At 29.8% G+C, this 15273-nt stretch carries 15 protein-coding genes; 12 read left to right on the forward strand and 3 right to left on the reverse strand.

Features of this window, described 5'->3' with window-relative positions:
* Positions 1-2 precede the first annotated feature (2 nt).
* Entirely contained in the window at positions 3-1373 is a 1371-nt protein-coding gene (locus tag ACYEKI_RS00440; RefSeq protein WP_459209170.1) for a sigma-54-dependent transcriptional regulator, read from the reverse strand.
* Between the two features lie 160 nt (positions 1374-1533).
* Between ACYEKI_RS00440 and ACYEKI_RS00445 the strand changes: the two genes are divergently transcribed.
* The 7 genes from ACYEKI_RS00445 to ACYEKI_RS00475 all read left to right on the forward strand — a co-directional run bounded on the left by ACYEKI_RS00445 (position 1534) and on the right by ACYEKI_RS00475 (position 9856).
* Complete coding sequence (locus ACYEKI_RS00445) at positions 1534-2781, forward strand: efflux RND transporter periplasmic adaptor subunit (RefSeq protein ID WP_459209171.1); 1248 nt, start codon at positions 1534-1536, stop codon at positions 2779-2781.
* A 1-nt stretch (position 2782) separates the two neighbouring features.
* Positions 2783-2935, forward strand: coding sequence for a hypothetical protein (locus ACYEKI_RS00450; RefSeq protein WP_459209172.1), 153 nt, complete (start codon positions 2783-2785; stop codon positions 2933-2935).
* Positions 2936-2946: 11 nt separating this feature from the next.
* On the forward strand, positions 2947-3645 hold the full coding sequence (locus ACYEKI_RS00455; RefSeq protein ID WP_459209173.1) for an ABC transporter ATP-binding protein: 699 nt from the start codon (positions 2947-2949) through the stop codon (positions 3643-3645).
* An 11-nt stretch (positions 3646-3656) separates the two neighbouring features.
* Positions 3657-6047 (forward strand): ABC transporter permease, encoded by a 2391-nt coding sequence (locus tag ACYEKI_RS00460; RefSeq protein WP_459209174.1) that lies wholly within the window; start codon positions 3657-3659, stop codon positions 6045-6047.
* 5 nt (positions 6048-6052) lie between these two features.
* A complete protein-coding gene (locus ACYEKI_RS00465) occupies positions 6053-8425 on the forward strand; it encodes an ABC transporter permease (protein ID WP_459209175.1) in 2373 nt (790 codons plus the stop codon).
* 166 nt (positions 8426-8591) lie between these two features.
* Positions 8592-8771 carry a hypothetical protein gene (locus ACYEKI_RS00470; RefSeq protein ID WP_459209176.1) on the forward strand — a complete coding sequence of 60 codons (180 nt, stop codon included), beginning with the start codon at positions 8592-8594 and terminating at the stop codon, positions 8769-8771.
* A 317-nt stretch (positions 8772-9088) separates the two neighbouring features.
* Positions 9089-9856 (forward strand): alpha/beta fold hydrolase, encoded by a 768-nt coding sequence (locus ACYEKI_RS00475; RefSeq protein WP_459209177.1) that lies wholly within the window; start codon positions 9089-9091, stop codon positions 9854-9856.
* A 6-nt stretch (positions 9857-9862) separates the two neighbouring features.
* Here the strand turns inward: ACYEKI_RS00475 and ACYEKI_RS00480 are convergent, their stop codons facing one another.
* Positions 9863-10618: a DUF481 domain-containing protein gene (locus tag ACYEKI_RS00480; RefSeq protein ID WP_459209178.1), complete on the reverse strand. Its 756-nt coding sequence runs from the start codon at positions 10616-10618 to the stop codon at positions 9863-9865.
* A 397-nt stretch (positions 10619-11015) separates the two neighbouring features.
* On the opposite strand from ACYEKI_RS00480, the gene ACYEKI_RS00485 reads away from it, so the two are divergent.
* Positions 11016-11150: a hypothetical protein gene (locus tag ACYEKI_RS00485; protein ID WP_459209179.1), complete on the forward strand. Its 135-nt coding sequence runs from the start codon at positions 11016-11018 to the stop codon at positions 11148-11150.
* Positions 11151-11226: 76 nt separating this feature from the next.
* Here the strand turns inward: ACYEKI_RS00485 and ACYEKI_RS00490 are convergent, their stop codons facing one another.
* The gene (locus ACYEKI_RS00490) at positions 11227-11805 is read right to left on the reverse strand and encodes a Crp/Fnr family transcriptional regulator (RefSeq protein ID WP_459209180.1); all 579 of its coding nucleotides are present in this window, start codon (positions 11803-11805) and stop codon (positions 11227-11229) included.
* A gap of 88 nt (positions 11806-11893) precedes the next feature.
* On the opposite strand from ACYEKI_RS00490, the gene ACYEKI_RS00495 reads away from it, so the two are divergent.
* The 4 genes from ACYEKI_RS00495 (at position 11894) to ACYEKI_RS00510 (ending at position 15260) form a co-directional block, all read left to right on the forward strand.
* The gene (locus ACYEKI_RS00495; RefSeq protein WP_459209181.1) at positions 11894-12490 is read left to right on the forward strand and encodes an HD domain-containing protein; all 597 of its coding nucleotides are present in this window, start codon (positions 11894-11896) and stop codon (positions 12488-12490) included.
* 1 nt (position 12491) lies between these two features.
* The gene (locus ACYEKI_RS00500; RefSeq protein ID WP_459209182.1) at positions 12492-13658 is read left to right on the forward strand and encodes an MFS transporter; all 1167 of its coding nucleotides are present in this window, start codon (positions 12492-12494) and stop codon (positions 13656-13658) included.
* A 48-nt stretch (positions 13659-13706) separates the two neighbouring features.
* Complete coding sequence (locus ACYEKI_RS00505; RefSeq protein ID WP_459209183.1) at positions 13707-14279, forward strand: hypothetical protein; 573 nt, start codon at positions 13707-13709, stop codon at positions 14277-14279.
* A 147-nt stretch (positions 14280-14426) separates the two neighbouring features.
* Positions 14427-15260, forward strand: a complete 834-nt coding sequence (locus tag ACYEKI_RS00510; RefSeq protein WP_459209184.1) for a sulfurtransferase — start codon at positions 14427-14429, stop codon at positions 15258-15260.
* Positions 15261-15273: the final 13 nt, after the last annotated feature.

Below are 15273 nucleotides of genomic sequence, written 5' to 3' on the forward strand. Positions count from 1 at the left end.
ACTTATATATTATGTTTTTCTATACGTCTATACAAAGCTGCTCTAGTTAATCCCAAAACTTTTGCTGCTTTACTAATGTTTCCTTGAAACTTGTGTAAAGCTTCTTGAATCAATCTCTTTTCTGTTTCCTCTAAATTTAAAGAAACTGCTGCTGACTGCTGAAATTTTTTATTTGAGAAATGTAAATCCTCTGTTGCTACAGTATCATTTTCGGTTATAATTACAGCTCGTTCTATTATATGCTCTAATTCTCTAATATTACCTGGCCAATGGTATTCTTGTAAAGCTTTTATTGCTGGTTTGGAAATTTCAACTATAGTTTTACGATATTTTTGTGTTAACTTTTTCAGAAAATGATTTGCCAAAGGCACAATATCTTCCTTACGGTCTCTTAAAGGAGGTAGACTGAGTTCAATAGTATTTATACGGTATAATAAATCCTGTCTAAAACGCTGTTCTTCTACCATTTTATGAATATCGGCATTGGTTGCACAAATAATGCGAACATCTATTGGTCGTTCTTTGGCTTCACCCAAACGGGTTATTTTTCTATTTTGTATTACGGTAAGTAATTTTGATTGTAAATGCAATGGTAGATTTCCTATTTCATCTAGAAAAATAGTTCCTCCTTTGGCTAACTCAAATCGTCCCAAAGTGTCTTTATGCGCATCTGTAAAAGCACCTTTTGCATAGCCAAATAACTCACTTTCAAAAAGATTTTCGTTTAACGCTCCTAAGTCAACATGTATAAAAGGATGATGTTTACGTTGAGATTTTAAATGAATTTCTTTGGCATACACATATTTTCCAGTACCATTTTCTCCCAATATCAAAATAGTAGCATCTGTAGGAGCAACTTTTTGCATTAGTTTGATAGCATCGTTCATAATAGCCGATGTACCTATAATATGTCCAGTACTTTGATGAAAATCATTATTTTTCTGTTCTTGTATATTTTTTAATTGACTTGTTTTACGTTTTGATCTAGCTAATTCTACACCCGCATTAATTACTCCATAAAGCTTCTCTGTATTCCAAGGCTTTAAAATAAAATCTGTTGCTCCTTGTTTAATAGCATCTACTGCTAAGTTTACACTACCAAAAGCAGTCATTAATATTACTGTAGTTTCTCCCGAAATTTCTTTTATACGTTTAAGCCAATACAAACCTTCTTTACCATCCTCATAGCCTATACGATAATTCATATCTAATAAAACCACATCTATAGGTTCTTGAGCAACATATTCAAGAATTTTCTTTGGATTTGTAGTTTTTAATATCTGTGTGAAATAAGGTTTTAAACTTAGCTTTGCCGAAAACAAAATATCTTCGTCATCATCCACAAGCAATATAGTAGCTTCTTTCTTTCTCATAATACATAATTACATTCTTGTTTGATAATGAACAAATAAATGTTCGATTATGAACACTTACTTTCAGCTACAAAAACGCAATTACCTGATTTACAACATATAACATATTCATTCTTTTTTGGTACAACTCTAGTTTACATGTAGTTGTAAATCAAAAAGAATGGACAAGATTTTAGAACCTAAAAAGGGTAAAAAATTAAAAAAGGGAATATGGATAAGCCTAATAGCTCTTTTTATAATAGCTATTACTATCGTAAATCTAACACGTAAGAAACAAGTGAATTTAGATCGTATTACATTAGGAATTAAAAAAGTTACTCAAGGTGATTTTGAAGACGTAATTGTTTTTAATAGTACTGTACACCCAAAAACTTCAATTTTTATAAATGTTATACAAGGCGGTGCAATAGCCGAAGTTTATGCAGAAAGTGGTCAGAGAGTATCAAAAGGAACTCCTTTATTACGTATTCATAATCCCAATGCAGAACTGAGTTATTTAACTCAAGAAACCAATATAGTTGAACAAATCAATAGTTTGAGAAATATAAGAGCTACCATAAAAACGCAGCAATTAGAACTACAACAACAATTACTCAATATTGATAACGATTTTAAAAATGCAGAGCGACAATACAAAATTGATACAACCTTATATAAAAAACATGTTATAGCCCGTAATGCTTATGAAGCCTCTGTACAAGAATTTAACTATCAAAAAGGGCGTAACAAGGTTATAAAAGCTAATGTTAATCAAGAAAAACTGGATAGACAAATACAATTAGCTCGTATCAATACCTCATTGCATAATATGGAGAAGAGCCTCGAGCTCTTAAAAAAGAATAAAGAAAATTTTATAATCAAAGCACCATCAGATGGGTTATTATCTTCTTTTAATCCCGTATTAGGAGAACATTATAATCAAGGACAAAGTATAGGTAAAATAGATGTTCTTGATGGATATAAACTTGAAGCCAAAATGGACGAATATTATATTGCAAAACTTCATGAAGGCATACAAGGTAATGCTATTACTACCGAAGCAACTTATTCTGTAGAAACGTCAAAAATTCATCCCGAAATTGTCAATGGACAATTCACACTAGAATTATTATTTAAAAATGATAGTGCCTCTTCTCATTTAAAAAGAGGTATGACACTTAAAACAAAAGTATTTCTTTCCAATAACAGTAAGGCTTTACTTATACCCAAAGGCCTGTTTTATCAAAGTACTCAAGGTAAATGGGTTTATGTAATGGATGGAAATGATAAAGCTATTAAAAGAAATATAAAGATAGGGAGAGAGAATCCTTTTTATTACGAAGTACTTGAAGGACTATCTGAAGGAGACCAAATACTTACATCAAGTTATGATGATTTTATAGACGTAGAACAAATAAATATTAAATAAGATGGTAAAATTAATTTTACTTTTGGTATTGTACACTTTTACAATGTATAAACCATTAGTTAGCTATTCTAAAGAAGATAGCATAGTAAGTCCTAGTGATAATACAGCTGTAACTAGCACTATTCATCTTCAAAACAAACAATCAACTATTTAAAAGTATTTCTTATGATTATTATAAAAAACTTAAAAAAAATATACAGAACTGAAGAAGTAGAAACTACTGCTATACATAATCTAAATCTAGAAATACAACGTGGAGAGTTTGTATCAATAATGGGAACTTCTGGTTCAGGAAAATCTTCATTACTTAATATTATAGGGCTATTAGATAGTCCTAACGAAGGAAGTTACACTTTTGACAGTATCGAAGTAGCTGATTTTAATGAAAAACAAAGAGCACAACTACGCAAAGAAAACATCGGTTTTGTATTTCAAAACTTCAATCTTATAGATGAGCTTACTGTTTTCGAAAATGTTGAACTTCCCTTGATTTATAACAAAGTAAAAGCTAGTGAACGTAAAAAGAGAGTCAACGAAATTCTAGACCGTATTGGTATAGCGCATAGAGCAAAACATTATCCGTTACAATTATCAGGTGGACAGCAACAACGTGTAGCAGTAGCTAGAGCTCTTGTTACTAATCCTAAGTTAATTCTAGCAGATGAACCTACAGGTAATTTGGATAGTAAAAACGGAAATGAAGTAATGGAACTTTTAACAGAACTTCATGCAAATGGTTCTACTATCGTGATGGTGACACACTCTTCTTATGACGCAAAGTTTTCTAGTCGAATTGTTACCATGAAGGATGGAGAAATTATCTCTGAAAAAGAGAATACACATAACATTGATGTCTTAGTTTAAATTAAAGTATTATGATTCAACTTTGGTTTAAACTATTTTATCGGAACATCCGAAAAAATGTACTTAGTACTATTATCAATATCTCTGGACTTACGATAAGTATTATAGGATTAATTTTAGTGTTACTGTATTATACAAACGAAAACTCTTATGATACTTGGAATCCTCATAATGATCAGATTTACAAAGTAAATCACATTATGGCGGATGGTCAAATTTATAGTACTTCGACTTATCCAGAAGGACCTACATCTGCTGCTGTTATTCCCGAAATAGAATCACAATTTACCATGAATTCTTATTATTCTAGTAAATTACTTATATACAAAGATAAATCTGTATATACTTCGGGGATCGTAAGTGCAAATGAGAACTTTTTTGATTTTTTTCCTCATCCTTTGTTAAAAGGTGATCCTAAAAATATCCTGAAAGATGCTCATAGCATTGTAATATCATCTGAGCTTGAGCGTAAAATATTTGGTACAGAAAAATCTATAGGTCAAACTATAAAGATAGAGGCTGCTAATTATATAGTAACAGGTGTTTATCAATTAAAAAAGCCTAGCAATATAGAACCTCAAGTTATTCTTAAAAAAGAAGCTATTGAGAATACCAATTGGGGAATGCATGGTTATCACACGTATTATAAAGTAACTTCCAATACCGATATTACATCTTTGGAGGATAAGTTACAAGCTGTTTTTATAGATAATTATTATCAAAAAGAAGCCAACAAACTCGATATGTCTCTAGAAGATTATATAGCAAAATATGGTAGCAAACCATTTTTAGAGCCTTTAAACAAAATGCGTTTATCATTAATAGGCGATGGGGGATTAGAAGGAACAGGTAATTATCTCCTGCTTATGATTATGCTTGGTTTATCTATATTAATTTTGCTTATATCAAGTATTAACTTTATCAACTTATCACTTTCAAACGCTCTTGAACGAGCAAAAGAAGTAGGTATTAAAAAAACGCTGGGAGAATCAAGAAGGCGTTTAAAACTATTTTTTGCTCTTGAGATTATAGGACAATGCTTCATCGCTTTAATATGTACTATAGCTGTGATAGAATTAATACTTCCAAGTCTTAATAGTTTTATAGGCAAAGATTTATCTTTAAATGACTCCTATACTTGGATATTAGTTATTCTTATACTATTGATTATTTCTCTTATTATAGGCTATATCTATGGTGTATATCTAAGTAATTTTAAAGCTCTTAATGTATTAAAAGGAAACATACTTAGAAGCAAAAAAATGATTCTCTTGCGTAACCTTATGCTTGGTGTTCAGTTTTTTATTTCGGGACTATTTCTAATAAGTGGTTTTGTTATCTACGCTCAGGTAAATTTTATGAATACTAAAGATTTAGGGTTTAATGGAGATCAAGTTTTAATTGCAACCTTTAATAGTGCTTCAAATAATCATTGGTCAAAATATGAACTCATCAAAAGTAAGTTTAATAATTATACTGGAATACAAAGTATCTCTTCTAGTTTTCAAACTCCTGGAGCAAATAATAATATGTCTCTTGATATTGATTATAAAGATAAAGTAGTAGATACTAGATTTGTTCCTTTAGATTTTGGGCATTTTGAAATGATTAAAGCTAGTTTTGATCAAGGTAGAAGTTTTAATCCATCTTTTTCTTCTGATACCATTAATGCGGTTGTTTTTAATAAAACAGCAATACGTCAATTGGGTATAGAAAACCCCATAGGCAAGATTGTTCCAATGTTTAATAAACAGCTAAAGATTATAGGAGTTGTAAATGACTACCATGTACTTGGTATGGAAGAAGAAATACCGCCCATGTTCTTCCTACATTTTAAAAGTATTCCTTGGTTTAGAAGTCAATTTAATGCTGTGCATTTTAAACTAAAAAAAGAAAACATTGCACAAAGTATTCATGCTATAGAGCAATTCTGGAATGCCGAAATAGAACCTGGTTTTCCTTTTTCATATCAATTTCTAGATCAACAATTTGCCAAGACTTATGAAAAATATGAAAAACAACAACTCATCTTTTTTATCTTAACACTTATCGTGATAAGTATCGCATTATTAGGATTATTTGCTTTATCAAAACTCACTATACAACAACGATTAAAAGAAGTAGCTATACGAAAAACCTTAGGAGCGAGTTCTAGAGAAATTATTATACCATTAATCAAAAATTTTCTAAAAATAGTTGTGATCGCCTCTATCATACTTATTCCTATTGCTTTTTATGGAATGCAACAATGGCTAAATAATTTTACCTATCGTATAGATATGCCGTATTGGCCATATATCATTACTCCAATAATTTTACTGCTTCTCGTTTTATTAATAGTCGGCACAAAAGCAAAACAAGCAACTCGAATAAATTTAATTCATTATTTAAAATTTGAATAGCAATTATGACAACATTATGGTTTAAGCTATTCTACAGGAATAGCAAGAAAAATTGGCTTAACAGCTTTATAAATATTATTGGCCTTTCATTAGGTTTAATTGGGTTAACTATCGTATTATCCTATTTCAATTATGAAAATAGTTTTAATAGTTGGAATCCTCATAAAGAAGAAATTTACAGAGTAATTCACGATGTGAATGATGGCGTTATCTGGGAAGTTAGTAATGCTGTAGAAGGCGCTACATTTAAAGAAGAATTACCTGAAGTAACAAATATTTACCTATCAAATGGTTACTATGATGAAGTTTTAATAGAAACCAATCAAAAGAAAATATTTCTTGATGGTCTTCTCGAAGGTGATGCTAATTTTTTTGATTTCTTTCCTTTTACAGTTTTAGAAGGAAGTATTGAAGGCTTTAAAAATGCAAAAAATAATTTAGCACTTTCAAAAGAACAAGCGACCAAGCTTTATGGACAAGAATCTGCTTTAGGACAAATCATTACTTTTTATGATAAACCCTATACTGTTGCTATGGTTTATGAAATCCCTGGGTCATCATATTTCTCTCCATCTATTGTTTATCAATTCACAGAAAAATTGGAACCGCAATGGGGAAATTTCAGTTATACCTTATTTTGTAAAATTAATAAAGGTTCTAATATAGCGTCTCTTGAAACCAAAATGGCTAACATTTTAAGAGCACATAGAAACAATACTACTGATAAGGTTTTTTTAGAACAATTAGCAAATATAAGATTAAAAGGAAAAAGTAAAGATGGTGGCCCAGAAGGAAAAGGTAATTATAAACTATTAATGATTTTTTTAAGTTTATCTATATTATTGATTTTTATTTCATCTGTAAACTTTGTAAATCTTTCGATTGCTTCGGCTTCATTTAGGGCTAAGGAAATAGGTATCAAAAAGACACTAGGATTGTCAAAAAAACATATTTATTTCCAATTAGGAGGAGAAATCCTATTACAGTGTTTTATTTCCATGATTATCGCTCTAGTTGCTGTAGAGCTCATTCTCCCATACTTTAATACGTTCATGGGATTAAATTTAGATTTAAACGAGCCTAAAATTCTTATTCAGATTTTTTCTATAACTACACTAGTTGCTATAATAATTAGCAGTATTCCATCTATATATTCTGCCAATTTTAAGAGTATAAAAGTTCTAAAGGGTAATATTGCTAGAAGTAAAAAAGGGGTTTTATTACGTCATTTTATGCTTGGTTTACAATTCCTTATATCTGGGTTCTTTTTGATAAGTATGCTTATCATTTTGAATCAAGTAAACTATATGATGCAAAAAGATTTAGGTTTCTCTGGTGATCAAATTGCTATTGTATATGGACATAGTAGTGCAAGTGGCATGTATGATCGTTATCAAGTAGCCAAAAAAGAACTTATCAAACATCCTAACATTAAAAATGTTACCAGTAATTTTTTCATTCCGGGTAATGCTGCTTCTAACTCAACAAATGTTACCTATAGAGATAAAGATATCATAGGATATAGTAATCCTATTGACTTTGGGTATATCGAAACAGTTAATATCGAAGTTTTAAAAGGAAGGTCTTTACAATCTAAATTTGCTTCAGATACCTTAAAAAATATCCTTATTAATGAAGTACTTGCCAAAGAGTTAGGAATCCATGAAGATCCTATAGGCAAAAAGATTGACATAGGATTAAGCGATGGTGTTAACGACGGTAAACAATTAACAATTATAGGAATGGTTAAAGATTATCACATTAGAGGATTTGATCAAAAAATACCACCTATGTTTATGATGCATTGGAATAGTTTTAGTTTCATGAAAAATTATAATTTCAGGAAAATACAATTCAAAATTGATCCAGATAATATTGAGGATACAATGGCTTATATAGAAAACTATTGGAAAACTAATATCGAACAAGATTATCCATTTGAATATGAGTTTTTAAACGATTCTTTTGCTAGAACGTATAAAAAATATCAACGACAACAAACACTCATGAGTATTATTACCATGATTGCCATAAGTATTGCATTGTTGGGATTATTTGCATTAGCTACATTAACTATTCAACAACGCTATAAAGAAGTTGCTATAAGAAAAACTTTAGGTGCCTCTATTTATGAGATTATGATACAACTACTTAAAGATTTCATTAAAATCACCATACTAGCATCGCTCTTTTTAATACCCATCACTTATTATTTTATGCAACAATGGTTAAATGATTTTGTTTATCATATTGATATGCCTTTTTGGCCCTATATTATTACTCCGATTATATTAATACTTCTAGTTATTTTTATTGTTGGTATAAAGGCTTACAATGCAACAAAACTTGATTTAATAACCTATTTAAAATTTGAATAGAATAAGTAAATCATTCTCATACTACTCTAAAAGAAAGGTGTTTAAAGTTTTATGACAGAATTAAAATTAGCTAAGTATCTTAAAATAAAGTTAAAAACTATGTACTGTTAAGATGAATGACCTTTTTAATTTTTAGATTTATTATTAATCTTTAAAAATCATTATTATGCTAAAAAACATTTCAAATTTCGGGGCAGTTTTAAACAAAGTTGAACAAAAAACTATTAATGGAGGTAGATTATCGGCAGATAGTTGTAATGCACCTTATTTCACCGCAGATGGGATTTGTGAAACAGGAGATTATCCTCATCCAATTTATGGACATTGTATCTGTTGCGTTGGTTAAAATAAAAGCGAACTTCGGTTCGCTCTTTTATTTTAACATAAAGCTATAAAACTATCTTCACAAAAGAAATTCCTCTTTTAACTGTAACGTCTACTCATAATCTTACATTTTATAGTATCCTATTAGATCCTCTTTTTATTAATAAGAATTAGGAAACTAATCCTAGTTTAAATCTTTTATCTTGACAAAACTGACAATACACCTCTTAATTCTTTAAAAGAAGAATACGTAATTTAATTAATAAAGTAATAGCAAGATTACCATTGAGGAGTTAAAAAAACTATATTGCATTATAAGTTCTAGAATACTATAATTATATGAAAGAAAAAAACATTGTCATTAACGGTGTTAGATTATATAGCAACTACAATATCACTAATACTGAATTACCTACATTAATTTTCTTACATGATTCATTAGGTTGTACCCAATTATGGAGAAGTTTCCCTAAAGAACTTGCTCAACTTAACAATTGCAATTATTTCATTTATGATCGTCAAGGGTATGGAAAATCAGATCCTTTTTCAAGTAATTATAGAGAACATGATTATCTAGAACAAGAAGCTGTAGTATTAAAGGAAATAATTAATAGAGAACAAATACAAAAGCCTATACTTTTTGGTCATAGTGATGGTGGTAGTATTGCCTTATTAGCTGCGGCTAAATATCCATCACTTATACATGCAATTATTACAGAAGGAGCTCATGTTTTTGTAGAAGATATTACACTCGACGGAATTAAAGCTGCAGTTAAACAGTTTACCACTACAAACTTAAAAGAACGATTAGCCAGATACCATGATACTAAAACTGAAGCTGTTTTTAAAATGTGGGCAGATACATGGTTAAGACCTGATTTTAAAAATTGGAATATAGAATCATTTTTGTCTCAAATCAAATGTCCTAATCTCATTATTCAAGGAGATGACGATGAGTTTGGTTCTGTAGATCAAGTAGATGCAATCACACAACAGACTGAAGGAAATAGTATAAAGCGTATGATTGCTAATCAAGGGCATACACCTCATAAAACTGCAAAAGAAGAAGTACTTAATATTACCTCATCTTTTATCACAAACCTTTAATTTTCTTTAATCAAAAGAATATAATATCCCGTTAGTAAATTTATATTGTGTATTAGGAATTCCTTCTACAGGAAATGCGTCATATACATATGTAAATGTAGATTTAAATGCTAGATTTTTAAATATTCTTAATGCTAAGGAAGTTTCATTAGAGAGACGATAATCTTCAAAATTATTTAATCTAGGTTGATAATATGTTGTACTCACAAATGAAACTGCATCGCTAGGGTGGAGGCTACACGATAGATAACTACTACCTCTAAAATCTCTATGATAAAACCGCTCTTCATCGATTTTATTCTCTTCATACTCATACATAAAAAGATTTCCTAAAAATATTTTATATTTAGGATTATTCCAGAGTGTGAATCTAAAACCAGAACCTAATAAACCTCTAAAACTAATTTTTGATATAGCGTCGTATTGAGATTGTGCAAAAGCTTCCCAAGAAACTTTAGGTTTGAACGCATAATTGTATCTTAAATGTTGTATTCCTTTATTTACCAAAGCATCATCATTAGCCTCTTTAAAATCTAATTTATTGATTAATAAAATCAAGTTCTTTTTATTTCGATATTGTATATGGATATCATTTTTGACATTTATAATGTCATTTCTATTCTTGATTAAGCTCAATTCTAAACTAGTATATCCAGACCATTTTGATGTATCACTCACTCTACGTAATGATTCTATATTCACTATTTGAGCTTGAGTATAAAAAGAACATATACACACTAATAAAAATATACTGTTTTTCATTCTGAATGCTATTTTAAAGCTGGCAAAAAAACAAAAAAACATTTGGCTATAACTAAATTTTTAAACAATATTTTATTTTAATAAAACTTCTTAATCTGAATCGATTAACTACAAAATTTATCATTCAATAACTACTATTACTTTATCTAGTATTATTTTAACATAAATATTGTTTAAGCATACTATTTTTACCTAAAAACCATATAATATGTATTTTTTATACAATATCGTATAACTATAAAAAATAAAGATAAAAACCCTTAAAAACCAAACAACTGATATACAAATAATTACAAATACAAGTTGTATTTATTTTCTCAATTTACGGAAAACCGTAAAAAAACCTTGTCATGATTCTCTAAATTTATTAGACAACCAAACTTAAAACCTAAAAATCATGACCAAAAAAAAGACAAATGAACGCACATTGTATAGAGATGAAAACACAGGTCGATTTGTTTCAAAAAAATATGCTACAGAGCATAAAAACACTACAACCAAAGAAATAAGTAGAAGAAAAAAGAATGATTAAGGGCATCATTAATTAAGGATTTCTAATCAAAATTAAGAAAGGTATTGTAGGAGTTACAATGCCTTTCTATATTAAATTATATTTTGCGTTCATTTTTTAATGTAGTTACTGCTCTATTAAGACTGCGTAATGTAACACCTAGATAATTTGCTAAATCTTGTTTTGGGATAATCTCCAAAAAATCAGGCACATTCTCCTTAATTTGCAATAAATTGTCTGTAATGATATGTAATTGATGATACGAATATCGCATAGCTTTATTATATACCTTATTAGATAACAATTGTAATATTAGTGTATTAAACTTTTTATTTTCCTGAAGTAATTTATTAAAAAACACTGCTTCAATTTCATATACCTCTGTAGTAGTAATAGTAGTTACTGTACAAAATGTTTGTGTATTACGTATAGCTTCTATTTCACCAAAAACACTTCCTGCACCAAAAAACTCTTGAATAAAATCTTTACCACTTTCATCTGTTAAAAAACACTTTACTAGACCGCTTTTAAGAATACATACGTTTTTTATATAACTATTTTGAACAAAGATTTCTTCGTTTTTCTCATATATATGCTTTTTAATACCCTTTACTTCTTTATTTCTAATGAGATATTGTTCAAAATAACTTAGTAATTCAATATTTTCTCGAATCATTACAATCTTGGGACAAATGTCCTTTTGGTTAAAAATTAAGTATTCTTTCTTTGTCACCGTAAAAATATAAAAGTAAAGAAGATTTCAAATGGCAACACAAACTAGATTAGATCAGCAATTAAACTTTATAAAAGAAATAGACAAGCTTAAATATATACAGCGTAAAACAAGACTATTTAATAGTGATAGACATGAAAATGATGCAGAACATAGTTGGCATCTAGCAATGATGTCTCTTGTACTCGCAGAACATTCAAATCAAGATATCGATATTCTCAAAGTATTAAAAATGGTATTGATTCACGATCTAGTCGAAATCGATGCTGGAGATACATTTCTCTTTGATACACAAAAAAATCATACCAATACTACTGATGAAACTATTGCTGCAAAGCGCATTTTTGGATTATTACCTCCTGATCAAACGCAGGCATATATTTCTTTATGGCAAGAATTTGAAAACGCAATAACTCCTGAAGCTAAATTTGCAAAAGCTATCGATCGTCTTGAACCAGTTTTGCAAAATGTATCCAACAAAGGTGGAACATGGAAAGAATTCAATGTTCCTTATAAAACTATTTACAACAAACTAAAAAATAACATGATTAACGGTTCTAAAATATTATGGAACTTCACCGAAAAGAAACTAAATCATTTGTTTACTAATAACATCATTAATTCATAAAATGAATCATACTGTATACAATCGACAATTTGGTTTTATTTGTTTGAGTATGCTTTTTTTCTCAACAAGCTTTAATATGTTGATTCCGGAATTACCTAAGTATCTATCCTCATTAGGAGGAGCAGAGTATAAGGGATTAATCATTTCTTTATTTACGCTCACAGCTGGTATATCAAGACCATTTAGCGGTAAATTATCAGATCTTATAGGTCGTGTTCCTGTTATTATTATAGGTGCTATTGTTTGTATTTTGTGTGGTGTTTTATATCCTTTATTAAGTTCAGTAACCGCATTTTTATGTTTGCGATTATTACACGGGTTTTCTACAGGGTTTACTCCTACAGGTGCTTCTGCTATGGTTGCTGATATAATACCTGAAACACATAGAGGAGAAGCTATCGGAATTCAAGGTTTAGCCTATACCTTAGGATTTGCTATTGGTCCTGCAATAGGTAGTAGTATCAAATTAGTATATTCTTATGATGTACTTTTTTATATATCTGCATTATTTGCTTTTCTCTCCATGATAGTAACTATAAACTTAAAAGAAAGTTTGGCCACCACACAGAAATTCACACTAAATACACTTAAAATCACAAAAAATGATATCATTTCACTTGATGCCTTACCATCTGCTATAGTAATGTTTTTATCCTATATGCCTCTAGGGGTAATTCTAACATTAATTCCTGATTGGACTTCTCATTTAGGATTTCAAAACAAAGGTGTATTTTTTATCTTCTATACTGTTGCTTCAATATCTATTCGTTTTATCGCAGGAAAAGCATCTGATCGTTATGGTAGAATACCCATCATATATATTGGCTTAATAATGGTTATTGTATCATTATTATGTATTGGTTATTATCAAATGGATTATGGAATTTATATAGGTGCAACACTATATGGTTTTGCTATGGGGATACTATCTCCAGCTATTAATGCCTGGACAGTTGATCTAAGTCCAAAAGAAGAAAGAGGAAAAGGTATTGCGACTATGTTTATTGCCTTAGAAGCAGGTATAGGAATAGGCGCTTTTACTTCGGGATGGTACTATAGTAATCAAATACAGCATTTTCCGCAAATTCTCTATAGCTCGTCAGCTATTGTATTTTTAGCTGTATTGTATTTACGCTATAGACATAAAAGACATCGCAATATAAAGTAATTCTTTTACAGGTTTTTCTTAATTTGCTACTTTAAATATATAAACGTTATGCGATTTTTAATTTTGCTATATAGTTGTTTAATAGGAGGGATGATAACCATTCACGCACAAGAACGAAATGAAACTCAACTCTTCTGGGATTCATTACAAAAACTTTGCGGTAAGGCTTATAAAGGAACACTAGAACTTCCAAAAGAAGATGCTCAATTTGGAGGAAAAGAACTCATTATGCATGTAAGATCATGTACCCCAGATCGTATCAAGGTTCCATTTTTTGTAGGAGAAGATAGATCACGAACATGGATACTAGCCTATAAAGACAATCGTATCACATTAAAACATGATCACCGACACAAAGACGGATCAGAAGATGCTATTACACAATATGGAGGTACCACTACTAATATAGGTCAAGCAGGAATACAAATTTTTCCAGCAGATCAAGAAACTACACAAATGTTACCTCGTGCAGCATCAAATGTTTGGTGGATTACAATAGATAATAAAACTTTTACGTATAATTTAAGACGTATAGGAAGTGATCGTGTATTTAAAATCGTGATGGATATTACCCAACCAATTAAAACTCCAGAAGCTCCATGGGGATGGTCAGATGATTAACTTTTATATAAAATTTGAACAGTTTTAAATAATACAAGATTGTAAATTAGATACATTTAAAAAAGCATAATAGCATCATATTTAAATTAAATTCTGTAGGATAATCTAGTGTAAGAATGTATTTTTAAATTTCAAAAGAATATTTATATGAAAGCCCTTGTAACCACAACATGGTTAAAACAACAATTAGACAATCCTAATCTAATCATTTTAGATTCCAGTCCACAATCTAATGTTTCTGGTTTAAAAGCTCCATATGCAGGTATTAAAATTAAAAATGCCCGTCATTTTGATTTAAAAAATACTTTTAGTGATAAAGAGAGTACTTTACCCAATACCTTACCTAAACCTGAATATTTTGAAAAGGAATGTCAAAAGTTAGGAATCAATAAGGATAGTATTATTGTTGTTTATGATGCTTTAGGTATTTATACTAGTCCTAGAGTATGGTGGATGTTTAAAACAATGGGGCATAACAACGTTGCTGTTTTAAATGGTGGATTACCTAGTTGGGTAGCACAAGAATTACCTATAGAATCCTTATCTGTAAAAAGCAATTGGGATTTTGGAAATTTTAAAAGTGCAATAAACACCTCATTATTAGCAAATATGACCGATGTTATTGAAGCAACTACTAGAACTCATATTGCTATTATTGATGCTCGCTCTAAAGCACGTTTCACAGGTGAAGCTCCAGAGCCTAGGGCAAATTTATCAAGCGGACATATACCTAATGCTTACAATATTCCTTTTAAAGAAGTTTTAGATCAATATGAATATGCTTCAGTAGAAGATTTAACAAATGTATTTAATCGCATCCCTAAAGACAAAACACATTATATTTTTAGTTGTGGTTCAGGATTAACAGCTTGTATTATTGCCTTAGCATCAACAATCGTTAATGACAATACATTTGCAATTTATGATGGATCATGGACAGAGTGGGCAGAAAAACAGCCGCATTTAATCCAGAAAAATTAAACCTTTATTTATA

It is taken from the genome of Aquimarina rhabdastrellae, assembly GCA_947387485.1.
Taxonomy (GTDB): Bacteria; Bacteroidota; Bacteroidia; order Flavobacteriales; family Flavobacteriaceae; genus Aquimarina.